The organism is Sodalis sp. dw_96, from assembly GCF_018449575.1.
Taxonomy (GTDB): domain Bacteria; phylum Pseudomonadota; class Gammaproteobacteria; order Enterobacterales; family Enterobacteriaceae; genus Acerihabitans.
Map to the genome: position 1 here is coordinate 83,257 of NZ_JAAVUT010000002.1, position 24,942 is coordinate 108,198.

21 protein-coding genes are annotated in these 24,942 nt (G+C 57.7%); 5 read left to right on the forward strand and 16 right to left on the reverse strand.

What is annotated here, in order from left to right; all coding sequences use genetic code 11:
* Window positions 1–40: 40 nt before the first annotated feature.
* The 5 genes from nrdB (at window position 41) to HB631_RS03470 (ending at window position 7,005) form a co-directional block, all read left to right on the forward strand.
* Window positions 41–1,171 (forward strand): class Ia ribonucleoside-diphosphate reductase subunit beta, encoded by a 1,131-nt coding sequence (gene nrdB / locus HB631_RS03450; protein ID WP_213989773.1) that lies wholly within the window; start codon window positions 41–43, stop codon window positions 1,169–1,171.
* A 3-nt stretch (window positions 1,172–1,174) separates the two neighbouring features.
* Entirely contained in the window at window positions 1,175–1,438 is a 264-nt protein-coding gene (yfaE, locus tag HB631_RS03455) for a class I ribonucleotide reductase maintenance protein YfaE (RefSeq protein ID WP_213989774.1), read from the forward strand.
* A 186-nt stretch (window positions 1,439–1,624) separates the two neighbouring features.
* Window positions 1,625–3,121 (forward strand): MFS transporter, encoded by a 1,497-nt coding sequence (locus HB631_RS03460; RefSeq protein ID WP_213989775.1) that lies wholly within the window; start codon window positions 1,625–1,627, stop codon window positions 3,119–3,121.
* 596 nt (window positions 3,122–3,717) lie between these two features.
* Window positions 3,718–5,892 (forward strand): glycosyltransferase, encoded by a 2,175-nt coding sequence (locus HB631_RS03465; RefSeq protein ID WP_213989776.1) that lies wholly within the window; start codon window positions 3,718–3,720, stop codon window positions 5,890–5,892.
* A 57-nt stretch (window positions 5,893–5,949) separates the two neighbouring features.
* Window positions 5,950–7,005: an FAD:protein FMN transferase gene (locus HB631_RS03470; protein ID WP_213989777.1), complete on the forward strand. Its 1,056-nt coding sequence runs from the start codon at window positions 5,950–5,952 to the stop codon at window positions 7,003–7,005.
* A 166-nt stretch (window positions 7,006–7,171) separates the two neighbouring features.
* On the opposite strand, the gene HB631_RS03475 is transcribed toward HB631_RS03470, so the two are convergent.
* The 16 genes from HB631_RS03475 to HB631_RS03550 form a co-directional block, all read right to left on the reverse strand.
* A complete protein-coding gene (locus tag HB631_RS03475) occupies window positions 7,172–8,467 on the reverse strand; it encodes a nicotinamide mononucleotide deamidase-related protein YfaY (protein ID WP_213989778.1) in 1,296 nt (431 codons plus the stop codon).
* 64 nt (window positions 8,468–8,531) lie between these two features.
* Window positions 8,532–9,926 (reverse strand): o-succinylbenzoate--CoA ligase, encoded by a 1,395-nt coding sequence (menE, locus tag HB631_RS03480; RefSeq protein WP_213989779.1) that lies wholly within the window; start codon window positions 9,924–9,926, stop codon window positions 8,532–8,534.
* Window positions 9,927–9,978: 52 nt separating this feature from the next.
* Window positions 9,979–10,989, reverse strand: a complete 1,011-nt coding sequence (gene menC, locus HB631_RS03485; protein ID WP_213989780.1) for an o-succinylbenzoate synthase — start codon at window positions 10,987–10,989, stop codon at window positions 9,979–9,981.
* Complete coding sequence (gene menB / locus HB631_RS03490) at window positions 10,989–11,846, reverse strand: 1,4-dihydroxy-2-naphthoyl-CoA synthase (protein WP_213989781.1); 858 nt, start codon at window positions 11,844–11,846, stop codon at window positions 10,989–10,991. Before menB ends, menC begins: the two co-directional genes overlap by 1 nt.
* An 11-nt stretch (window positions 11,847–11,857) precedes the next feature.
* Window positions 11,858–12,628, reverse strand: coding sequence for a 2-succinyl-6-hydroxy-2,4-cyclohexadiene-1-carboxylate synthase (gene menH / locus HB631_RS03495; protein WP_213989782.1), 771 nt, complete (start codon window positions 12,626–12,628; stop codon window positions 11,858–11,860).
* The gene (gene menD / locus HB631_RS03500; RefSeq protein WP_255556796.1) at window positions 12,625–14,370 is read right to left on the reverse strand and encodes a 2-succinyl-5-enolpyruvyl-6-hydroxy-3-cyclohexene-1-carboxylic-acid synthase; all 1,746 of its coding nucleotides are present in this window, start codon (window positions 14,368–14,370) and stop codon (window positions 12,625–12,627) included. Before menD ends, menH begins: the two co-directional genes overlap by 4 nt.
* Window positions 14,371–14,520: 150 nt before the next feature.
* Window positions 14,521–15,864, reverse strand: a complete 1,344-nt coding sequence (gene menF / locus HB631_RS03505) for an isochorismate synthase MenF (protein WP_213989783.1) — start codon at window positions 15,862–15,864, stop codon at window positions 14,521–14,523.
* A 179-nt stretch (window positions 15,865–16,043) separates the two neighbouring features.
* On the reverse strand, window positions 16,044–16,364 hold the full coding sequence (gene elaB, locus HB631_RS03510; protein WP_213989784.1) for a stress response protein ElaB: 321 nt from the start codon (window positions 16,362–16,364) through the stop codon (window positions 16,044–16,046).
* 115 nt (window positions 16,365–16,479) lie between these two features.
* Window positions 16,480–16,782, reverse strand: a complete 303-nt coding sequence (locus HB631_RS03515; protein WP_213989785.1) for a c-type cytochrome — start codon at window positions 16,780–16,782, stop codon at window positions 16,480–16,482.
* Window positions 16,779–17,297: a TlpA disulfide reductase family protein gene (locus tag HB631_RS03520; RefSeq protein ID WP_213989786.1), complete on the reverse strand. Its 519-nt coding sequence runs from the start codon at window positions 17,295–17,297 to the stop codon at window positions 16,779–16,781. The genes HB631_RS03515 and HB631_RS03520 overlap by 4 nt, the downstream gene beginning before the upstream one ends.
* Window positions 17,275–18,000: an ABC transporter ATP-binding protein gene (locus tag HB631_RS03525; RefSeq protein ID WP_213989787.1), complete on the reverse strand. Its 726-nt coding sequence runs from the start codon at window positions 17,998–18,000 to the stop codon at window positions 17,275–17,277. The genes HB631_RS03520 and HB631_RS03525 overlap by 23 nt, the downstream gene beginning before the upstream one ends.
* Before the next feature lie 2 nt (window positions 18,001–18,002).
* Window positions 18,003–19,115 (reverse strand): ABC transporter permease, encoded by a 1,113-nt coding sequence (locus HB631_RS03530; protein ID WP_213990127.1) that lies wholly within the window; start codon window positions 19,113–19,115, stop codon window positions 18,003–18,005.
* A gap of 49 nt (window positions 19,116–19,164) precedes the next feature.
* Complete coding sequence (locus tag HB631_RS03535) at window positions 19,165–20,454, reverse strand: ABC transporter permease (RefSeq protein ID WP_213989788.1); 1,290 nt, start codon at window positions 20,452–20,454, stop codon at window positions 19,165–19,167.
* A 2-nt stretch (window positions 20,455–20,456) separates the two neighbouring features.
* Window positions 20,457–21,848: a Fe-S-containing protein gene (locus HB631_RS03540; RefSeq protein ID WP_213989789.1), complete on the reverse strand. Its 1,392-nt coding sequence runs from the start codon at window positions 21,846–21,848 to the stop codon at window positions 20,457–20,459.
* Window positions 21,849–21,951: 103 nt separating this feature from the next.
* Window positions 21,952–22,476, reverse strand: coding sequence for an iron transporter (locus HB631_RS03545; protein WP_213989790.1), 525 nt, complete (start codon window positions 22,474–22,476; stop codon window positions 21,952–21,954).
* A 184-nt stretch (window positions 22,477–22,660) separates the two neighbouring features.
* On the reverse strand, window positions 22,661–24,619 hold the full coding sequence (locus HB631_RS03550) for an FTR1 family protein (protein WP_213989791.1): 1,959 nt from the start codon (window positions 24,617–24,619) through the stop codon (window positions 22,661–22,663).
* Window positions 24,620–24,942 lie beyond the last annotated feature (323 nt).

Genomic DNA, 24,942 nt, shown 5'->3' on the forward strand with positions numbered 1-24,942 from the left:
CGGGCGGCGCCATTGCCGTCCGCGAGTAACGGGAGAGACCATGGCCTATACCACATTTTCACAGAATAAAAACAACCAATTGCTTGAGCCGATGTTTTTCGGCCAGTCGGTGAACGTTGCGCGCTACGATCAGCAAAAATACGATATCTTTGAGAAATTGATTGAAAAGCAGCTCTCTTTTTTCTGGCGGCCGGAAGAAGTGGACGTGTCCCGCGATCGCATCGATTTTCAGGCGTTGCCGGAACACGAGAAGCATATTTTCCTCAGTAACCTGAAGTACCAGACCCTGTTGGACTCCATTCAGGGCCGTAGCCCCAACATCGCCTTGCTGCCGCTGATTTCCATTCCTGAACTGGAAACCTGGGTGGAAACCTGGGCGTTTTCGGAAACCATTCATTCCCGGTCCTATACCCATATTATCCGCAATATCGTCAACGACCCTTCGCTGGTGTTCGACGATATTGTTACCAATGAAGAGATCCTGAAGCGGGCCAAGGATATTTCGGGCTATTACGACAAGCTTATCGAGTTGACCGGCTACTACCATTTGCTCGGCATCGGCACCCATCAGGTGAAGGGCAGCGAGGTGGTGGTGAATCTGCATGAGCTGAAAAAATGTCTTTACCTCTGTCTGATGAGCGTCAACGCCCTGGAAGCCATCCGTTTTTATGTCAGCTTCGCCTGTTCGTTCGCTTTTGCCGAGCGCGAGCTGATGGAAGGCAACGCCAAAATCATCCGCCTGATCGCCCGCGACGAGGCGCTGCATCTTACCGGCACCCAGCATATGCTGAATTTGATGCGCTCCGGCGAGGACGACCCGGAAATGGCCGAGATTGCCAAAGAGTGCGAGCGGGAGTGTTATGACCTGTTCGTGCTGGCGGCGGAGCAGGAAAAGGAGTGGGCCAGTTATCTGTTCCGCGACGGCTCGATGATCGGCCTGAATAAAGACATCCTGTGCCAGTATGTGGATTATATTACCAATATCCGCATGCAGGCGGTGGGCCTGGACCTGCCCTTTGCCACCCGCTCCAATCCTATTCCGTGGATCAATACCTGGCTGGTATCGGACAATGTGCAGGTGGCGCCGCAGGAAGTGGAGGTCAGCTCCTACCTGGTAGGCCAAATCGACTCCGAGATGAACTCGGGCGATCTGAGCGATTTCGAACTGTAAGCCATGAACGAATCAGCCAAGATTACGCTGCGCCATCTCGGGGCGCAGCTCCGGTGCGAACCCGGCCACCACTCGCTGCTGGATGCCCTGGAGGCCAACCATATCGACGTGGAGTTTCAATGCCGGTCCGGCTACTGCGGCGCCTGCCGTATGCGCCTGCTGGAGGGCCGGGTTGATTATATCCAATCCCCCCTGGCCTGTATCCGGCCCGGCGACATCCTGCCCTGCTGCTGTCTGCCTGCGGGTGATATCGAGCTGGAACTTTAGTCGGCGTCGACCCGGCGGCTCACCCTTTAACAGACTCGTTGCACGTTCAGTGATGGCGGGCCTAGCGTGCCGTGTGGCGCTTCAACCTTTTGGTTGTAAGTTATAGCGATTCGGAATTGGTTTTCACCGTCGTGCCCGGTATGCTCTTGATACCTAGATCACATATTAATAAGTCTTCTTAATATTATGTCCGAACTCCTTAATATGGCGCACGTCGCCGTCCTTGACCGGGAAAGGCCGTACGAGAGCGAAACCGTCTTCATCCGCAGCGCCGCCGATGTGTCTCATTTGGTCAATTCCGGCGCTGAAAAACGCAGTCATGCCGGAATTATTATCGGCATCGCCCTGGGGGGCGTCTTTCTTGATGCCTACGACCTGGGGGCCTTGGCGTTCGGGGTGAAGGATATTACCCACGAATTCAACCTGACCCCGGCGGGCACCGGCATGGTGGCCTCCGCCATCACCTTCGGCGCCATTGTCGGCGCGTTTTTCGGCGGCTATCTCACGGACAAAATCGGTCGCTACCGGGTCTTTATGGCCGATATGTTTTTCTTTGTCTTCGCCGCCATTGCCTGCGCATTCGCTCCGAACGAATGGGTATTGGCCGGCGCGCGTTTTGTCATGGGGTTGGGGGTCGGTATCGATTTGCCGGTGGCCATGGCGTTTCTGGCGGAGTTTTCCCGACTGAAGGGGCGCGGCAATAAAGCGGCCAGTGTCGCCATGTGGTGTCCCACTTGGTATGCCGCCATCAGTATTTCCTACTTGCTGGTGCTGTTGCTGTACGCCGTGCTGCCCGCCGAACAAACCCATTGGCTGTGGCGCCTGATCCTGGGATTCGGCGCGGTACCGGCGCTGGCGATTATTGCCATCCGCAGCCGTTATATCAGCGAGTCGCCGGTATGGGCGGCCAATCAGGGTGATTTGACCGGCGCGGCGCAAATACTGCGGCGTTCCTACGGCATCAACGCCCAGGCTGCGCCCGTGGCTGAACAGCAGCCCACGCCCAAGGCGCTGCGCGCCCGCTGGAGCAATTACGGCCGGTTATTGCAAGGGGTCTATTTACGCCGCACCGTGCTGGCGACGGTTATCGCCGTGGCCTCGTCATTTGCCTATAACGCCGTAGCATTCGGTTTACCGGTGATCATCAGCAGCTTTCTGGCACAGTCCATGCTGACCACCATTCTGGCCTCCCTGGGATTAAATCTGTTATTTGCCTTTGTGGGCGGCCTGATAGGCGTGCGTTGGGTGCCCCGGTTCGGAGCCTGGTGGATGACGGTGCTGGGGTATGCCTGCCAACTGACGGCCTTGATCGGGCTGGCGCTAATCGGCCGGCCGGCGGACGGCGTCCATGCCGCGCTTGCCATCGCCATGCTGGCGCTGTTCCTGTTCGGCCAAGGGTTCGGCCCGGGTTCCCACAGCATGACTTTTGCCTCGCTGAGTTATCCTACTTCACTACGCGGCGTCGGAGTTGGATTCAACCAGACTCTGATGCGCGCCAGCTCCACGCTGTCGCTGTTCCTGTTTCCGGTGCTGGTGGCGCTGCTGAAAACCGGCGTGTTCTGGGTGATTGCCGTGGCACCCCTGGCGGGTCTGCTGGCGTTGCTGCTTATCCGCTGGGAACCGTCGGGGTATGATGTGGATGCGGAAGATTTTGGCGGTGCGCTGTCCCCCTCTGCAAAATAGAAGAGTTGCATGCCCCTGGCGCGCGGGCCGCTCCGACGCCGTTCGGAGATCGGCCTGTTCCCGATTGTGGTCAAGGTGTACGTCCTATTCTGGCGTGAAGATCGGGGCCGGTAAAGAAAGGAAAACGGTTGGTTTAACCTGGCGACAGGCTCGTTTATCAGCAGTATGATTTCCCACAATTCGACATCCCTGCCCCAGCGTAGCTGGCTCGCCAAAAATTAACTGGCATCTCTAAAATTAATATATGAAGCAGGCCTAATATATCTTCATGTCCCGTTTGAATGAGAAAGCGGAATGCGCTCATTCTGTACTTAAACGAAATTCCCATCAGTTAATTGATTATAAAAATGACTTTTATTCATATAAAAAGGTGGCCGAATTGTTAGGCCAATGTGAAAATGTAAATTGGCATTGACACCAACCGATTGGTATTTTATAACTATCACCGCCCGTGTTCAGGGTGTGTTGAAAATCAAACGATTAAGATAAAATAGATAAATAAAATAAAATCGAAATATAAATATTGCTGTTGTATTGCTGTTGATGAGATTTGAAACAGCGCCCTTAAGTCAAATTTTTGAGTCTACCCTAATAATATGTCCGCACAGAATGTGACTCTTAGTATTATTATTGCTGCCCATAACAGCGACGGCTATCTCCAGGACACACTGCAAAGCCTGCTTGCGGCATTAGGTGCCGATATCGGACGCTGTGAAATCATCCTCATCAACGATGCTTCAGGGGATAACACCGCTTCAATTCTCATGGCATTTGCTCAGTCAACTCCTCAGGCACAGTATTATGGGGTTGAATTCAACAGCATTGGAAAGGTGCGTAACTTTGGCATTGCTCACAGCAAGGGTGAATACGTCACTATGCTCGACAGTGACGACCTGCTGAAAACCGGCTCCCTTGGAGAAATCATCACCTTCCTGGATGAGAAAAAGCCCGGCTTGCTATTGACCAAGTTACAAGAGGTGCGTGAACTCAGTGCTGCCGATAAAACCTGGAAGGGTTTGAAAGCAGAGACCTTATCCGCGGATGAAGCGATTACGCGTTTCCTGGTTCACAAAGATTTCCAGGCGCATCTGATTGGGCAATTCATACATCGTGACCTGCTGCTGTCATTCCCTATGCCGGATTTTACCTGCTATGAAGATTTTTACGTCTTTCCGCAAATCCTGACCAAAGCCGCACCGATCGTTTTCTCCCATGAGAGCCACTACCTTTATATAAAACGCGATAACAGCCTGTCGAACTCCCCATCAGCAAAGAAAATACATAATCTTTTCGTTTGCACGGAAAAAATGGATGCGCTTTTTGGCAAAAAATTTCATGATTTAGTCTTATGTCACTGGCTGGATATACAAATTAAAAGGAAACAATGGCTTACAGATATGAAGCAGCTAAATACGTTAAAGGAGAAAGTGCAGGAGACTCGCAGCATCCGTTTTTTTATAAACCCAGCAGTCAGGTTCAGTTATAAAAAAAAGGCGGCAGAATTACTTTTCAGAGGCAAATTAGGACAGGGATTCTATTTGGCCAGTTTTATACTGGCTGTCTTATCGGTTGTTTTTACATTAATTTCAACCGGCAAGCAGCGGGAACTTTTCTTTTTCTCTTTCTACCTTTCCCTGTTTGGATTGTTCGTCGAGCGAAAAAACATCAGATGGCCAAAGATGGATCTTTCTTATGCCATCATATTGATTGGCGTGGTCAAAATTATCTGGACACTGTTCCTTTATCGCCATAAGCACACCTGCGGGTTAGGGTTTATACAATTGAATTCGGGTAAGAAACTGATTGTCGGCGGCGTGTTAATCTTTTATATCACACAGTATTCTCACTATCTGGTCAATTTCAATTACCGTAAATACATGTTGTCTGGATTTGCGTTAGCCTTTATGCTGGCTACCGCCTTTGGCATCTATCAAATTTATCACGGTATGGATCGCATCGCCCTTAGTACCAACCGCGCAACCATTGCGGCCTATATTTATTCTGCGCTGTCTATTCTCCTTATTTATTTGCTTCTCACATTTAAGAACAGTTTCAATAATCATATTGCAACAACCGCAGTGATATTCATCTCCTTCCTGATTATCATCATGATGGGTACCCGTGCCGCAATACTTGCGCACCTGCTAATGATTTTTCTGATGATGCTGTTTCATTTCCGCAAGATTTACCTTAAACCTTTGCTGATCGTCATGGCGCTGTTAGGACTGGGCGTGGGCATGTCTTATGGCAAATACATTAAGCCGAAGATTGAACAAACCGACACTGAAATTATGCTTTACCAGAGCGGTAACGATCAATCATCACTGGGTTCCCGCTTCTCGTTATGGTATGTCGGCCTGAATATATTCTCTCAGCATCCTTTCGGTAACACCGCTGAGGAGCGTCACGTACAAGCCGCGGAGATCATCGCCCACGATCCGAATAACAAAACCGCGATGGAATATATCGACACGCACCTGCATGATGAACTGCTTGAAGCCGCCTCGTTGCAAGGTATTGTTGGTTTTCTGACGGTATTATTTTTCTATGTTTATATCGTCGCTCAGTCACTGGTGAAAAAGAATACGCCAATGCTGCTGATTGGCTGCTGCATAATCGTTTACGGTCTATCAGATGTCCTGCTCATCAGCTCGGAATCGTTATTGTTTTTCATGGTATGCATTGCCCTGTTTACAAAAATGCCCCCTGTGACTACAGATGCTGTCTGGAAACCGCACAAGCGAAGTGTTTATAATCCCTTATTATTATGACTGTGCAGTCCATGTCGCTACAGGGCCGGAAGGTTTGGAGGGTTTTTCGTTATGCTTATGCCGTCGCGTATTAGAAAGGCCCTGCTGATCAGCGGGTTGGTCGGCATATTCATCATAATATTTTTTATCATGAAAAATCCCGCGGAAGCGGAAAACCATGCGTTTAACGGCCAGGCAATTCATACGCTGTACAGCGTGAAAATCATTGGTCCGCTGCCCGAAGACCCACAGATTCTGCAGCATGAAATAAGCGCAGTGCTGGATCAGGTTGATAACGAGATATCGACCTTCAAACCAGATTCCATTCTCTCTCAATTCAATCGTTATCAGGGCCGCGACCCCAAACCCATCAGTCGCGGTATGGCGGAAATTATCGCCACCGCCCTGCGTATCGGGCATGACTCTGACGGTGCGATAGATATCACCGCCGGTCCATTGGTGAATTTATGGGGGTTTGGTCCGGACAAAAGCAAGCGCGGTACCCTTCCCAGTCAGCAGCAGATTGATTCCGCGCGCCGGCTGGTGGGGTTACAGCATCTTAAATTGATAAGCGACAGCGGGGGCGACTGGCTGCAAAAAGACCTTCCCGGTGTGTATGTGGACCTTTCCGCCTTGGGAGAAGGCTATGCGGCACAGCTGCTCTCCCGCCTGCTGGACAGTAAAGGACTCACTAATTATCTGGTATCAGTAGGCAATGCGGTTTTTGCCCGGGGGGTCAATGCCCAAGGCGTGCCTTGGCGTATCGCCATTCGCCAGCCCAACGATGCCGCCTTTGCCATCCAGCAGGATGCGGTAAAATTGCAGGGTTACGATATCAGCACTTCCGGGAGCTATCTCAATTATTTTGAAAAAGACGGCAAACGCTATTCCCATATCATCGATACCAAAACCGGCAGACCCATCGAACACAAACTGGCCTCGGCAACCGTCATTGCCGCCACCCCGCTGGAAGCCAACGGCTGGGATATCAGTCTAATGGTGCTCGGGCCGGAGAAAGCGATTGAGGTTGCCAAAAAACAGGGCCTGGCGGTTTATCTTATCAGCAAGACCGACACGGGATATGCCGCCTATATGAGTCCCCAGTTTAAGCAATTCCTGATTAAGGATGACTGACGACCCCTTACCCGGCAATGAGATAGCCGGCAATATCACCTCGCGGTCTTCATTGAAACGCGGGACAACGACCCTATCGGCCGGCTCTCCCGCTGTTCGGCTTTTGCTGCATGAATTGAGTTCGCCACGCGCCCGCCGCAACACCGTCGTGCCTTACCGGGGAAGCTTACGCCAGGGTATCGGTAATCCGTATCCAGCCGTGGTCGGCGTAGACCGGCCAGCCGTTAAGCCAGCGCCGCAGCATGTTCAGCGCCATCAGCGAGACCACTTCCTGCCGGGTCTTGAGACCGTGACGCTGTATATTGATGGTAAAAGTCACCGTTTGGGCATAACTGCGATCGGGAGTATGCAGCGCCAGGCTGAGACGGTCCTGCTCCAGATTACCCACCGCCAGCACCAGCTGCGCGCCGTGGCGGGCGGCCAGTTTTTCCGCCTGCCGGGCCAGACTTTGCAAAGAGGAACCTTCTCCCGCTGCGGATTGCCGCGCCTGTGCGGCATTTTCAGCCACACTATCAGCCACACTATCAGCGGCACTGTCAGCAGCCACACTCTCGGCGGCAAGTGAGGATAACCATTCCCCGCTCACCACCGGCATGCCGGCGCTTTGGCACTGCCAGGTCAGCAACCCGGCGGTGAAATGCTCGCCGATAGCCAGATTCAGCCCCAGCTGGCGCAGTCGGCCGGCCAACTGGGTGGGTAAATCGTCCGTGCCTTCGTATATCGCGCTTTCCCCCGCCACCGCCCGGACCTGCTGCCAGGCCAGCTCCATCGCTTCGCGCTCGTGGGCCGGGCCGGTGAGTTTCAATTCAATGATCGGCATTGAGGAGCGGTAGCCCAGTACCACCTCTTCCGGCAGCGGCATATCGTCAAGCTGGCTGGCCAGCTCGCTTTCCGCGCGACCGAAGGTGGTCAGCCGCAGGCACAGCGGCGGATCGGGCAGATCAAAACGCTCACGCAGTCGCGGCACAATTTCCTGTGCCACCATCACCTTGAATTCCGACGGCACGCCGGGGGTGAAAAACATCAGGCAGCGATTCAGCTGCAGGGCAAACCCGCAGGCTGTGCCCACCGGATTGTCGATCATCTCCGCATTGGCGGGGATCAGTGCCTGCTTGCGGTTGCTGGGGGCCATAACCCGTCCCCGCTCGGCAAAAAACGCTTCGATTTTCGCCAGCCATTCGGGATGCTCCACCAACTCTTCCCCGGCCGCCGTGGAGGCGGCCAGCGCGCTCAGATCGTCGCTGGTGGGTCCCAGGCCGCCGTTGACAATCAGGATGTCCGCCCGCAGGCTCCGTTCGGTCAAGGCCGCCACCAACGCGGATAAATTGTCGCCCACGGTCATGCGCGCACTCATCGGCAGGCCCTGTTCAAACAGATAATTCGCCAGCCAAGCCGCATTGGTATCGACAATCTGTCCATGGAGAACTTCATCGCCGGTGCACAGCATTTCTACCCTAAGCATTATTCTCTCCTGTAAATCCCATACCGTCACTTTAGAAAGCCGGACAGATAAACACAACCTTTCTTTAGGGATTTATGGTGAATTGCGCCGCGACCCAATCCTGAATGCGGCGGCGGGAGATTTTAATGCCGCCGTTGCCAAGGGTGTCCGGCAGCGCAAAATAAGCCACCGGCCGTTGCCAGGGCGCCAACTGTGGATCCAGCCAGACGCGCAATTGTCCGAAAGGCGCCTCCCCCTCCACCACCGCCACCGGGCGCTGGCCGAATTCCTCGTCCGCCACCGGCACCACGTAGGCCTGCCGCACCCCGGGATGGGTTGTCAGCACCCGCTCGATATCTTCCGGCTGGATACCTTCGCCGCCGCAAATAAACAGATTGTCCAGTCGGCCGGCGATGTGCAGCTCGCCGTCCACAAACCGGCCGCGATCCCGGGTATGAAACCAGCCGTCGCCGTCGGTAAAGGGTATCAGGCGCCCCTGCTGCCAATAGCCCGACGCCATGCTGTTGCCCCGTAGCCAGACTTCGTCGTCCACCAGCCGCAGTTCCCGACCCGGCAGCGGCATCCCCACGCCCGGCGTGGAGTCAGCGCGTTTGGCGCAGACCGTCGAGGCGAACTCGGTGAGGCCGTAGCCGCACCAGCACCGGATCCCCGCGGCTTCAGCCTGCCGGGTAAGGTCCTGGGGGATCATGGCCCCACCCAGCAGTACGTCTTGCAGGCTGAGATCGGCCATGTCCCCCTTTAACAGACGCCACAGCTGGGTTGGCACCAGGGAGGCATGACTGCAGCCCGCCAGCGCCCGCTCCAGCGCCACCCCCTCCGCCAATACCAGCGTGGCCCCCGCCGCCAGGGCGCGCCAGACAATGCCCTGGCCGGAAACATGATACAAGGGCAGCGAGAGCAGCCAGCTATGGCGGTGCTGGAAATTCATCAGTGACAAGACGCCCGCCGCGCTGGCCAGATGAGCGGCGAAGGTGTGGGCCGCCGCTTTCGGCATACCGCTGGAACCGGATGTGAGGGTCAGGGTCGCCAGGCGGTTAATTTGCCAGGGGATCATGGTGTGGGGAATCAAGGCGGGAGCGCCCGTGTCGGACAGGCTCATGGCCAGCGGGGTGATACCGTCCGGCCAAGGCAGGTCTTCGGCGCACCAGCCAAAATCGATGTTCAGGCTGGGCAAGCGCCGGGCCAGCAGCTCCGGCGGCAATTGGGGACTAAGAGGAATGACCCGGGCGCCGCATTGCAGGACAGCCAGATAAGCCAGCACCAGCTCCAGCCGGTTTTTCCCCCGCAGGGCGACACCACAGCCGGCCGTGACGCCGGCCTGTTGCCAGGCGGCGGCCAGATGATTGACCCTTTGTGCCAGGTCACGCCAGCTCCACTGAGCGGCGGGGGTGCGCAAAGCGATGCTGTGTGGTGTATGGTGCGCCCAATAATGCCAGGGCCAGTTGTCAAAGCTCGTCATGGTCGTATTTCTTCTTGGTGTATGAAGGAAGATTCATCAAGTAAACAGCCCATTAGGTGACACGGGCGATGATTTGCAATTCCCCGGGGGACTGCAACGGCAATGGACTGCCGGGCCAGCGCCGCAGCAATTGCGCCCCCAGCAGCGAGAGTGTATCCAATCCGGGCGTAACGCCGGGGGTCAGCCAGTGCGCCAGCCGGGACAGTTGTGTCAGGCCCAGGCTCGATTCAATGGAAGAACTTATTACCGCCGTTAAACCCGCCTGCCGCGCCCCGTCGATTAAACGCCGGCAGCGCTCCAGGCTGCCGGTAAGCATGGGTTTGATGATAATCGCCGCCACGCCCGGCTGGGGACAGGGATAAAAATTCCCCTCGCGCACCGTTTCGTCCCAGGCGATGGCAATGCCGGTGCCACGGGAAAACGCCAGGGATTCGGCGGGCGTGGCGCAGGGTTCCTCAATAAAATCGATTCGCCCGCTGAGCGCGGGGTCCAGGCTCTCGGCAAACCCGGCGGCGGCGGCGGCGGTCCAACTGCGGTTGGCATCCAGGCGTAAATGCAGCCGGGGCAGCGCCGCCAGCATGCTGTTCACCCTCCGGCTTTCTTCCCTGCCGTCCATCAGGCCCACTTTGACCTTGGCGAGCGGGTTATCCCCCGGGGCGCTCAAACGCCGGATAAATTCAGCGCTGTCGCCGCCGCATAAGGGCACCGAAAGATAAGGGGCTTGGGTCGGCAGGCTTTCTTCCAGCTCCGCCAGGGCACAGCTGAGACCGAATGCCGCCGAGGGCGGTATTGGCTGCCTGGCCTGCGCTCCGTCCGACGGGTCAAGGTCCGTCAGGATGCACGCACCGGCCACCCAGCGTCGGATAAGCAGCAGCGCCGCATCGGCGGCCTGAGAAAGCGTTTCCCCGCTGAAACCGGGCAGCGGCGCAATCTCCCCTTCGCCGGTGCGGTGATCCTGCTCAAGGCGCACCACCAGACCGGTGCGCTGCGACAGCCGCTGCCCGCGCAGCACCACGCCGGCATGCAGCGGCAGGCTATAGCCCAAAAGTGTCCCGCGGCGCATCAGGGGTTCCGTTTGAACTTGGAGAAGTCCGGCTGGCGTTTTTCCACAAAGGCGTTGCGGCCTTCCTGGCCCTCTTCGGTCATATAAAACAGCATGGTGGCATTGCCCGCCAACTCCTGCAGCCCCGCCTGGCCGTCGCAATCCGCATTGAGGGCAGCCTTCAGGCAGCGCAGCGCCATGGGACTGTTTTGCAGCATTTCCCGGCACCAGCGCACAGTTTCCTTCTCCAGGGAGGCCAGAGGCACCACGGTATTCACCAGCCCCATGTCCAGCGCCTGCCGGGCGTCGTATTGGCGGCATAGGAACCAGATTTCCCGGGCTTTTTTCTGGCCGACGATGCGGGCCATGTAGGCCGCTCCCCAACCGCCGTCGAAAGATCCCACCCGTGGACCGGTCTGGCCGAAAACAGCGTTGTCCGCCGCCAGAGTGAGATCGCACATCATATGCAGCACATGGCCGCCGCCGATGGCATAACCCGCCACCATCGCCACCACCGGTTTCGGGCAGGTCCGGATTTGCCGTTGGAAATCCAGCACATTCAGGTGATGCACGCCGCTATCGTCTTTGTAACCGCCATAATCACCCCGGACTTTCTGATCGCCGCCGGAGCAAAACGCCAAATCCCCTTCACCGGTGAGAATAATCACCCCGATCCCTTCATCATAGCGGGCGTCCGCCAGGGCCTGGAGCATCTCCTTAACCGTCAGCGGGCGAAAGGCGTTACGCACCTGGGGACGATTAATGGTGATTTTGGCGATGCCGTCGGCGGATTTCTGATAGCGGATGTCCACAAAGTCACCGCTGCAATCGTGCCAGTCCACCGGGGCATACCATTGTTCTTCACTGGGTTTAAGCATAAAACCTTCCTTTAATATAACGGTGCAAGCAAGGATAAAAGTTCCGCGGCAAAGGCCGCCGGCTCGGCCCGGTGGGCATTATGGCCGGCGCCGGGCACCAGGGAACAGGGTAAGGCCCCCTGCCGTGCCAGCGCGGAAAATTTACCGTCCCGCTCGCCGCACAGATAGCCGAAAGGCAGGGTCAAGCCCTGTAGCGACGGCAGAAAATCAGGCTGGCGCGCCAGAGAAGTGGCATCCAGCATGGCCGCGATGGCGGTGCCCTGATTATGGCCGCGCAGCGCCACCAGCTCCCGGCGCTGTGGGTCGGACAAATCACCGAATACCGGCTGCCGGTACCAGTCGTCCAGTACCTGCCACAGGGGCTGCTGGGCAAAACGTTGCGCCCAGGCGCGATCATGGCGCAGGCGGTCATCCCGATCGGCCTGATTGTCCAGCCCCGGATGCGCCCCTTCCACGAACAGCCCGCGCAATCCCGCCGGACGATCCCGGCAGGCATGGTAAAAGGCGATACGGCCGCCGAGAGAATAGCCGATAAGAATATAGTGTTCGATGCCCAGGGACGCCAGGGTTTGCGTCAGTCCCAGGGATACGGAGTCGAAACTTTCCGGCGGCATGGAGCAAAATGCGCCATGGCCCGGCAAATCCAGCACCGCCAGCGGCCAGGCATCAAAATAAGGTAACACCGGCGCCCAGTCATCGCCACTGCCCAGGAGACCGTGCAGCCACACCAGCCAGGGCCGCCCGGCTTCACCGGGCCGCAGACGATTCACCCACCACTTCATACCGCCGCCATCCCGGCCACCAGGCTCCGGAACCGATCGGCACCCTCATGGGCCGGCACCGCCAATTCAATCAACGTGGCGGCGCCGCCCGTCGGCTGCCGCCATGCATCGGCCATGCAGCTTTTCAACGCGGAAAAATTCGGCGGCCGGGCATAATGCAGGCCGAACAACGCCGCGGCATGGCGGAACTCCACCTGCTGCGGCATGACGTAATATTGTTCCCGCACCGTTTCGGGCGTCGGCAACAAGGAGAATATCTGGCCGCCGTTATTGTTGACCACTAGAATAACCGCCGGCGCGGTGGTCTGGCGAAACAGCGCCAGGGCATTGAGATCGTACAGCGCCGATAAATCGCCCACCAGAGCCAGCAGAGGCCGATCGCCGCCCCTTAGCACGCCTGCGGCGGTGGAGAGCAAACCGTCAATACCGCTGGCGCCGCGGTTGCCGTATACCGGATATCCCGCCGGCAATTGCCCCAGGGCGTCCACCAGCCGCACCGCCAGGCTATTGCCCAGGAACAGCCTGCCGTCGGCGGGCAGCAATTCCACCAAACGGTGCGCCAGTTCCACTTCACCCAGGGAATCGGTCATCGCCGCCCGGATATGGCGCTGTGCCCGGCGGCTTAGGGCCTCCAGCGGCGCGGCCCAGGGCTCTTCTTTTTGCAAGGAATGTGGCAAGGAATGTGGCAAGGAATGGGCCCGTGGAGGATGGCTGTCCAGCCAGGCGCCGATGGCTGAATGTAAACGTCGCCCGCGATGATGGGCCGGATCCAGACGGCCCGGCAGCGGATCCACCAGCCAATATTCCTGCGGCCGGCACTGCGCCTGCCATTGCAGCAGGCGCTTGCCGGTCAGGCTGCCGCCGAACTGGATCACCAGTTCCGCCTGTTGCAGGCACTGCCCCGCGGCGGGATCCGCCAGCCATAAATCGGCAAACGGCAGCGGCTGGCCGGTTTGCGACAGCACGTCTCCAATCAGAGGCCAACCGAGTTCGGCGGCCCATTCCGCCAGCCTAACCCCTTCACGGGCCGACAAACGCCCGGCGATAATCACTCCTTTGCGCCGGCGCCAGCCGTCCCAGTCATCCACCGGCACGGTGTGGGCGTCCGTCGGATGGGATACCGCCAGCCAGGGACGGTTATCCCGCCACCACGCCCCCAGCGCCGACGACCAGGGGTCCTCGTCGTCCTCTTCCGATCCGTACAGGGGTTCGGCAAACGGACAATTAATATGCACCGTTTCGCGGGCGGACAATGCCTGATCGAGGGTGGACACCAGCCAGCTCGCCGGGATATCCGGCGTTGGACGGGGCAGATTTATCGACTGACCGGCAAAACCGGCAAACAAACCGGGCTGGCGGATGGCCTGATTGGCGCCGCAGTCTATCAGTTCCGGCGGCCGATCGGCGGTGAGCATAATGAGCCTTTCGCCGGTGAGGCTGGCTTCAATCAGCGCCGGGTAGAGATTGGCCGCCGCGGTGCCGGAGGTGACGATGACCGCCACCGGGCCGCCGGTGGATTTAGCCAACCCCAGGGCCAGATGCCCCAGTCCGCGCTCATCGAAATGGGTATGACGAGTCAACCGCGGATGACCGGCGGCGGCAAGTGTCAGGGGGGTGGAACGGGATCCGGGCGCAATACAGATATGCTGCACGCCGTGGCGGGTGAGGGTTTCCAGTACTACTCTGGCCCAATGCCGGTTAAATTCGGCTGAAGACGCGTCGGGCATAGCGTTTTTTGTCATGAAAGAAAACCGTATCAAGGGTATAAAAAAACCCGTCCCGCCACGGCGGTCAGAGCATAAGAGGGACAGGTTACGTATTCCCCGCCATCCGGCAAGCCGCCATTATAGACAAGTACCGCCGACGGGATGTTGATATAAAACGGCATTGGCTCATCCCGGCGGCTCAGACGGCCCGGCGGCGAACAGGGTACGCATGCCGGCGGCTTTATTTTCAATTTCCCGCCACTCTTGATCCGCGTCGGATCCTTCCACAATGCCGGCCCCGGCGTACAGCCAGGCGGATTGATTTTCCACCCGCGCGCAGCGCAGGGAGACGCAAAACTCCGACTGCGCAAGGGAAAGATACCCCGCCGAACCCGCATACCACTCCCGTCTGAACGGCTCATGGTCGGTTATAAAGCGCCGGGCGGCGTCACGGGGCAGCCCGGCCACCGCGGCGGTGGGTTGCAACAGTGACAAACAGCGGGCGTCGTCCCGGCAGTTGAGCTGCGCCATGATGGTCCGCCGCAGGTGCTGCACGGTGCGCAGGCTTATCACCTCCGGCGGCGTGACGTCCAGTGAGAGCGCCGCCGGATGCAGCCGTTGGCAAATATCGTCCACCACCAGCAGGTTTTCCCGCTGATTCTTATCGTCGTTCATCAGCCAGTCCGCCAACTGGGCGGCGGATGACGAAGGCCCGCCGGCGGCAACGGTGCCCGCCAGCGCTTCGGTATCGAGCCGGTTTTCCCGCCGACGGTAAAGCCGCTCCGGGCTTGACCCCAGAAACGCCTGCCGGGGAGACCAGCACAGCATGTAATGATAGCAGTGATGATTAACGTCCTTACTGGCGGCCATCAGAGCGGCGGCACACAGGTTACCCCTGAGTTCAAGGCGGGTACGGCGCGCCAGGACCACTTTGGCGAACTGCTGCCGACGCAGGGCCGACAGCGCCTGGGCGATGACCTCCCGCCACTGGGGACGTCCGGGCTGGTGCGCGGCGCTGATTTCATGGGCGGCAAAAGGGTCGAGGGGTACGGCGGCGGGCAGCCGGGCCAATGCATCCAATTGGACGGCACAGCGCCGCGCATCCTCCAGCAGCGAGGTGTCGCTGGCCAGATTGAGGATGAGCTGATGGGATTGCCGGTCGCGCTGCCAGGTGAGCCGGGGTAAAAACAGATAGCTTTCCGGTTCGCCCTCTCCGCTGCCGAACGCGTTCAGACCCCAAAGGCGCAGCGTGGGACGGGCCGGATGGGCGGCTAAAAAGGCCTGTGCCGGCGCCAGGCGGTCAAACACCTTTACGCCGCCGCAGGCCGCCGTCTCCAGTTCACCGTCGCGATGCTGCCAATAACATTGGGGGTACAGCGGCAAAGCGTTCAGCCAATCCAGCATGGGCGGATTAACGCCGGGCGTCCAGGACAGACTGATGGAATAAACCCCCGGCACGTCGGGAATATTCCCCTCGTCCATATGCTGTTGGAGCGCTGATTGAAGTAACGGCAGCATAAGCACCCGCATAATTATTCCCTTTATCTTTCAAGTTGCACTAAGGCGGCGACTCGAAAGCTATTGGGTATATTAGCTAATTATATGAGTATGGATTATAGGGTCGGTCATGACAAAAACGAAAGGAATGCTGATAGATATGCATCGATTTGCAGGATTGCGGCTGGCCCTTTCAGCCAGCCGGCGGAACATTAGCGACGGGCCAGCAGCAAACCGAACACCAGGCCTACCGATGCGCCGATACCGACACCGTGCCAGGGGTTTTCCTGAACGTATTCATCGGCGCGGTAAACCGCCTGCCTGGCACGATAATAATAATTATCCGAGGCACGGCTGATGCGTTTCTTGACCTCGTCCAGAGCCGCTTCGGCGCGGGTCTTCAACTCAACATATTTTTGGTCCGCCTTATCGCCGGAATAGGCCAAAACTTCTTCCAGGGTATCGGACAACAATTGCACGTCGTCATCCGCATGCGTTTCATGCGGTTGAATAGGATCTGTTGGGTTTACCATAACTGTTCTCCGTGTTCTGATGAAAGACCGACGCTATAACTATAGTCAAGTATTTCAATAACCGAGGAACATTTGCAGCCGGATCATTCTTAAAATCAACCCGCTATGAACGCTGTCAATGTTTAAGCGTTTGGATATAATCCGCCAGTCCCTGGATATCCTGATCGGTCAGGGTGGTTTTGGCCTGATGCTCGGCGCCGCTGGTCTCGATCTTGCCGTCCCGGCGGTCGGTAAGGCCGGATATCAGTTGATCGCGGGACAGGGATATCAACGGCGGCGCCTTGCCGAACGCCTGCCGGTCGGCCTTGCGGCCATGGCAATCGGCGCAGGTCTGATTGTATTTTTGCGCCCCGTCGGCGGCGGCGAAGACCGGCAGCGCCACGCAGCAGAGCAGCGCGGCAGAAATGATTTTTCTCATGATTTTCCTTGTTGCGCCTGACGGAACATCGCCGCCAGCGCAGGTTCACCCTGCATGCCCTGATGCGCCTCCACCACCTTACCCTGCCCGTCGATAAGATATGAGGTGGGGGTGCCAATCACCTGGTAACGCTCTTTGGTGATGCCGAGTTGATCGCGCACCACCGGATAAGTCAGATGCAGCTGACCGAGAAACGGGGAGAGATCCGTCTGCTGCGGATCGGTATTCACCGCCACCACTACCAGACCGTTGCCGTTCCCGTGATCATAGCTATCGGTTAGCTTTTGCAAGGCGGCCAAATCCGCCGCGCAGCCGCCGCAGTCTGCTGACCAGAAGGTTAAATATACCTGTTTTCCGCGCCATTTTTCCAGTGCCGCCGGCTGACCGCGCAAATCGAACGCGGCCAGGGAGGGGGCCTTGGCGCCGATGGCCACCTGCTGCTGATCTTTGCAGCCGCCGAGAACCGACGCCAGCACCAGCAGGCAAAACAGATTAACCGCGCGACGCCATTTCATGATGATTCTTTTCCTCCCCTAAATATTTACCGTGTTGCAAACGGATGATGCGATCGGCAAAACGTCCCAGCTCAGGATTGTGGGTCACCATGACGATGGTTCGGCCCTGACGGTGCAAATCCGTCAGCAGATCCAGCACCCGCTGTTCATTTTCTTCATCCAGATTGCCCGTAGGCTCATCGGCGAAAATAACCGGCGGTTCGTTAACCAATGCCCGCGCGATACAGACCCGCTGCTGCTCGCCGCCGGAAAGCTGACTGGGCAAATGATCCACCCGCGCCCCCAGGCCCACCTGATCCAGTACCGCCCGGGCGGCGGGTTCGTCCACCACGCTGTGATAGTGTTGTGCCAGCATGACGTTTTCCAGCGCGGTGAGAAACGGAATCAGGTGAAATTGCTGGAATACCAGACCTATCTTGTCGGCGCGAAAATTGCGCCGCCCCTCTTCATCCAGCGCGGCGGCATCCACGCCGTCCAGCAGCACCTGCCCTTCGCTGACGGTATCCAGGCAGGTCAGGATATTCATCAGCGTGGTCTTGCCGGAACCCGAGGCCCCCATAAAGGCGACAAATTCACCCCGGCGGATGCGGATATTAATATCCTCCAGCGCCGTGACTTTGCCAAAGCGTTTGAAGAGGTGCCGCGTTTCGATGACAAAATCCGCCGCGGGCTGCGGTTGCACCAACCGGATGGTTGAAGCCATATTTATTCTCCTTTCAGGACCAGGGCCGGGACGACACGCAAAGCACGCCGCACCGGGACAATGGCCGCGACAGCCGCCACCAGCAGGGACAGCACCAGGGTCAGCGGAAAAACCGGGGCGCGCAGGGCAATGGATGCGTTAAACACCGCATGCCCCAGGACCTGCGCCAGCACAAAACCGATTGCCACACCGCAAATCACCGCCGCCAGCGCGATAATGCCGGTTTCCGCCAGCATTTGCAGGGTAATATCCCGGGCGCTCGCCCCCAGGGCCTTTTGCAGGGCGAACTCGCGTGAACGTTCGCCCACAATGGCCATCAGCGTGGTATTGACACATAACGACGACAATATCAGGATCACCGCCGACACCAATCCCATCAGGCCTTTGATTTTATCCAGCACCTGGCCTTCCGAGGCCGAGACCTTCAGGATCGGCCGCACATCCAGCTCCGGATGCTGCCGCTGCAGTCGTCCGGCGAAAGCATCCACCTGGCCGAGATCGTTGTTGACGCTGAACATGGCATCGCTGATTTCCCCCGGCTGGTGCAACCACTCCTGCGCCAAATCCAGGTTCAGAATCAGCATATTGTCGGTGGCATCGCCGGCTTCGACGATGCCTTTGATTTGCAAAGCCTTGCGTTTGTTGCCTTCCACCAGGGTCACTGTATCTCCCAGCTTGACGTGCAAAATGTCCGCCAGCTTAATGCCTATCATGGCATGGCGATCGTCAAAATTGACGCCGATCCAGTCCCCTTTTACCTGCCAGTAAGGCACCAACTGCTGCAGGGAATCAAACCACACTCCCATCAGCACCACTTTTTGCAGTTCGGTGCGCACCATGCCGTACAGATAGGGGCTGGCGGCGTTGATCAGCCCCGGCGGCGCACCGTCGATAATGGGTTGCAGCATTGACTCCGGCAGGCTGTTGCCGTGACCGGGGCCAAGATAAAAATTCGCGCCGAAGGTGCGCAGTTCCTGGCTCATTTTGGCATTGATATCAAAATACACCGACGCCATGGCGGTGACGATGGCCGCCCCTACCGTCAGGGCGGCGAATACCACCGCCACCCGCTGCAGGCGAAGTCTCAGCGCCCGCACCACCAGCAGCCAGAACATGGAGTTGCCGAAGGCGGATTTACGCACCGCCGGCTTGTGGGTCGCGCAATCAATTGCCATACAGCACCTCCACCGGATAGAGCTTGCCGATGCGCCGCGCCGGGAACCAGGTGCCGATGACCGCGATCAGAATCGCTATCACCAGCACGCACGGCACCACCACCCAGGCAAAGCTCAGCGGGACGCCGAACAGCATCATACCGATGGCTTTCGCCAGCCCCCAGCCGGCAACGCAGCCCAGCAGGCCGCCCAAGGCGCCGCTCATCACCGCCTCAAGATAAAACAGCAGCATGATTTGCCACTGGTGCGCGCCCAGCGCCTTCATCAGACCGATTTCGCGGGCGCGCTCCATGATGGTACTGGTCATCAGCGAGGCGATGCCCATGGCCGAGGCCGCCAGCGCCGCCAGCGTCACCACCGCCAGCAGCAGCTGGATTTTCTCGATGACCACCCCTTCCGAGGCCGCCACCTGCCAAATGGGATGCACCACCGAGCCGGAAATCGCCTCTTCCAGCTGATGGGCGATGGATGAGACAAAGGCGGTACAATACCAGCGGTCATAATCCGCCGCCGACAGGCCGTCCAGGTTATCCCGGGCCCGGCGTGAGAGTGCGTTTTCCGGCACTGTCAGGGCCGAGACCCGCACCGCCTGCACCTTGCCGGTCAATCCCAACAGCTGCTGGACCACCGCCAACGGCATCACCAGACGGCCCTCTTCATCACCGCCGCTGGTCAACACGCCGCTGATGCGCACCGACACCGTTCCGTGGTCGCCCTTAAGGGTTAACACGTCACCGGTTTTCCAGCCGCTGCGCTGGGCGAGCTGTTTGCCTATCAAGGCTTCCGGCTGCCGCCCCGCCGCCACCGGCTCTTGGGGATACTGCCCCGCCACCCGCCAGTAGGGACTGATAACTTCCTGCCCGGTATGGTAATCCGTCTCATCCGGCACGTTTACCGGCTGTGAGAAAAAGGTGCCCAGCACCGGCACCTGAGTATTGTTGACCGTTACCTCACCGTTGAGCAGCGGCGCGAAGCCGACAATATTATTACGCCAGAAGATATCCTTGATACTGGGCAGTTCGGACTCATCGATAAGGTCCTCGCCGGATAACGGCACGGCGCGCTGGCCGAACATCACCGGCATCGCCGCCTGGCCCGCCGGTTCGATCAGAATATTGGCGCCGTAGGATTTCAGTTCCCGCGCCATCTTGTCGCCGATATCGATGGAGACCGCCAGCAATGCCGAAATCAGCCCGGCGGCAAGGAATACCGTCAATACCGCCAGCGATTTGCGCCGGATATTTTTACACCATGACTGCCGCAACATACGCCACAACATCGCTAATCCTCCGCCGCGTCACTGCCGGTGGCCGCCGGCACGAATTGGGTCGGTTGCCCTCGGAAGCGGTTATAGTTTGCTTCGCTGGCAAAAAAGTACATTTTCCCGCCGTAACTGTATTTGTATTCGGCCTTGATATTGGTCAGCTTGCTGCCGTCCACCGGGTCGACGACATGCAGCGTCATCACGGTGGTAAAAAAATTGACCCCCGCCACCAGTGCCGGTTTGCCGATCGTCAGCTCTTTATCATCGTTATGCCAGTCGGCGATGGGAATGGGATTACAGCCCCCCGATTTACCAATGGAAGGGATAAAGATATGCACGCCGCAGGCGACGCACACCACCTGGTTGCCCTCCATCACATAGCCCTGATCGCCGCATAGCAGGCAGGCGTCGAAGACCACCCCAAGCCGCAAACGATCCGGATAACGGTTAATGACTAAAAAACGCACCGCTTTACCGTCGTCCGCCACCCAGACGAACCGGTGCAATTTGCCGTCCCGTACCTGTTGCAGCGGGATATGCACTTGGCCGTCGGCGGCGAGGGTCACCGCCACCGCTTCCGATAAACGCGGCGGCTGAGACGCCACCAAATCCCAGTAAAGCTGGCCGGCCACCACCAGCAACGCCGCCGCCAGCAGGCTGCCGGCGGTACGGCGGGCATCACGATAATGCGCGATCCCTTTGCGGCGAAGGGTGGCAACCCCCTGGGCGCGATACTCGCCACGCAGGCGCACCAGCAGCGGCAGGTAACCGGCCAGCAGTATCACCATCACCCCGGCGCTGAAATAATTCAGCCACGGCGCGCCGTTGGTGACATGGGCGACAAAACTCAGGCGCGGTTTCGTCAGCCCGATCGTCTCCAGCTTCATCAGCAGCAGGACGCACTCACCGCACAGGGGCAACAGCAGCAGCAGAGACAAAACCATCAGCAGCGGCCAACGCCACGCCGCCAGCCGCCGCACCACCATGCTGGTCATGACCGCGCTCAGGGACAATATCACCACGGCGAACACCACCGCGCTGAGATTCAACAATAAATCGGTGTTGATAACCCCTGAGGACGTCAGGGCGCTGAGATTGGGATCGGTGCCCCAATGCAATGCCGCACCGGCTACCAGCAGAAATTGCCAGCCATAGCCGATACGATGAGAAAAAGTGAACTGACTGGCCAGGAACAACAGCAGCAAAATCACCTGCAGAACGGTCAGCGTCAGTTGAAGCGTCTGGCTGGCGGGCAGGTACACCCCCGCCAGGGTACCGGCCGCCAGGGCCAGTAAATTTACCCATACCAATCCCCGCAGGGAAGGCGTTGGCCGGCGGACCCAATTTAAACCACAAAGCAGCGCCACCGGCAGGAAAGCTTGTAACGCGCTAACAAAAAAATAGTCCATGACGCCTACTCAGAACCGGTAATCATCATATGCGGTGGTCCGGCAGGCCACTGCGACAACGAAAACAGAACACGACCGCCGCGACGGTCGTGACTGGAGAGTATTATTTCAGACCGACATATTTGAAATTGTAGCTGACGTCGAACGGCTTCCACCACGGGCCGACGCCGGTTTCAGCATCGGTATGACGGTACAGGCCGGCCTTCGGCGGCGGATCAATGTGGAAAGTCACTTTATAGTTACCCACGCCCATCATTTTCACATTCTGACCATAATGCGGACCATCGTTGGCCACCATTGCCATAAATGTACCATCCTGTTTCGCACCGGTATCGGTGTTCACCAGGGAGAAACTGATGGTCAGGTAAGGCATCCATTCACCCACGCCAAAACCATTTTGGTTGCCTTTCACCGCGTGGATATCGGTTTCCAGGTGGACATCAGCCTTGGCCGCGGGCAAACCCATGCCGCGAGGCTCCATCTCGATGGGCTGTAAATACACCGCCGCGATTTCCATGCCGTTCATGGTGATAGGCTCACCGGCCGGATGCTCGGCGGCCAATACCGCCGGAGCGGCCATAAAGCTGGTGACAACCATGGCGGTTATCAACCCTTTGTTTATCATCATCTACCTCATCCTCAAGTCATACCCGTCATAATTCGAGTTGCAGCTGCGTTGGCTTTACTCGCTCACCCCAGTCACTTACCTGAGTAAGCTCCTGGGGATTCGCTGCGTCGCCGCCTTCCTGCAACTCGAATTATTTAGGGTAAATACCCGTTACTTCAATTGGGTATAATTGTTATAAATTGCTCTACACTGCTTCATGTCCGGGTATCACGGTACGGGAACGGCGACGCATCACCCAGAGAGCGACCAGCGCGGCCAGTACCAAAACCACTTGCGGAGCCAGGGTTTCCAGATAGGGATAAATTCCCAATAGACTCACTTGCGGCATATTCTTTAATAATGTCGGTTCGAATAATTTTCCTTCAATCAGCTCCAATACTCCCTGACCGGCAAACACAAACGCCATCAAGTACATAAAACTGCCGGTAAACATAAAAAACGGCTTAAGCGGCAGTTTCACCACCGTGTAACGCATCAGCACATACACCAGCAACAGCACGACACATCCCACCAGGAACCCGGCCAGGATGGACATATGTCCAGTCACGCCGGCGGAATCCCCAATCAGGGCGTAGTAAAACAGGACGGTTTCCGCCCCTTCGCGGTATACCGCCAGGAAACTGGTGAACCACAGGCCGGCCAGGGAACCGCTGGTAAGGGACAACGACAGCTTGCCTTCCAGGTAGGCTTTCCAGTGCCTCGCCTCTACTTTTGACAGCAGCCAGTAACTCATAAAGAACAGGGTCACCACCGCCACCATCATGGTTCCGCCCTCCAGCAATTCCCGATTGGCACCGGAATTGGCGAACATCCACTGGAAAAGCGCCGCGGTGACCAGGCTGGCCAGCAACGCCACCCACACCGATTGGTTGATCATCGGCAGCTTGTCCTGATGCTTGTTTTTCACCAGGTAAGCAATGATGGCTGTCACGATGAGCAGCGCCTCCAACCCTTCACGCACGATAATCAGCAGGCTGTAAATAAACAGGCTCCAAGAGCTTTCCTGCCCGGCCCCCAGCATATCCACCGCTTTAGTGAGATCCTGGCTCAGGGCATCGGCCTGCTGTTGTAGCTGGCCCACCGGCTGACCGGCCTTCATCAGGCTGACCAAGCGGGTAAAATAGCCTTCCAGGCTGGTTTTGAATGCAGTGTCGCGGGAGCCTATTTTATTCTCCATGCCGCTGCCTTCGAAATGATCGAAGTAGGCATCCTGAATCGCCAGCATGCCCTCTTTCCCCTGTCCGGCGCGGTATTGGGCGATGGCGGCGGCAACCGCGGAATTAATATCATCGCTCACCTGCCGCCAGTTGGCATCAGGCGCTGTATCCGCGGCCGTGCTGCCCGCCCCGCTGCCGGCGGCTGCCGTTGCCGCTGTTGGAGCAGACACCGGTTGATCCGGACGGGTGGTGGGCAAGCCCGGCAGCATATCTTCAATATTCTGCAAGAGGGTGGTGTCGCTGTAGGCCACGGCGGTCATTTGATCCGGTTGCGTCGCCAAGGTACCCAAATCGGTGAATTGCTGCTTAATGTCGGCGGCCTGCTGCAAAGAGAGGTTATTACGCACCGACATTTCCATTTCGGAATTTTTGAATCCCTGGAAATAGGCTTGCTGCACGCTTTGGCTGGCGGCGTCATACTGACCCTGCTGGTATTGCGTCACCGCGTTGGCCAGCAAATCGTCAATCACCTTGAATTGCTGCTGCCAATAAAAAGCGATTTTGTCATTGCCGTAGACCGAGTTTTGCGCGGTGGCCACCAGGGATTTACCGCCGGTCAATGCCGGCAGTACGTCGGTCAACTCCCCTTTGAGGGTGTCAATTTTCGCCTGTACGTCCGACAGCGGCTTGCCGTCGCTGATCATCTGCCGGATTTCGCCAAACTCGCTTTCCATTTGATAACTTTTCTGCGCCGACGTATTAATACGAATGGGTCCTTCGAGATTTTCAAACACCTCAAAATAGGCCATTTGCACTTCGCGGCGCGCGGCATCTTTTTGTTGCTGCTGGTAAAGCTGAGCGGTGGTATCCAGACGGCCCTGAATATCGGTTATCCAGGCTTTGTAATCATCAGCCGACCAGGCGCAGGTCACACCGAGCAGCCAGATCGAAGCACACAACAAAATTTTCGGCAAAGAAGTGAACATTGAACCAATACCAAACGTCAATGAGATTTATTTGCATTATCACCGAACCGCACTAATAAACAATGATTAGGGTCAATAAAGGTTTTTTTAACAAATTTTTTTTGCGGGGAATTGTATCCGAATGCGGCAGGCCCGCTATCACCGAACGTGCAGCGAGCCTGTTAAAGGGAGACCGTGCTGATGGGGTCGAAGCGGGCGTGGTTTTTCGCCCGCCGGAGCGCCACACGGCACGCTAGGCCCGCTATCACCGAACGTGCAGCGAGCCTGTTAAAGGGAGAGCGCGCCGATGTGGTCGAAGCGGGCGTGGTTTTTCGCCCGCCGGA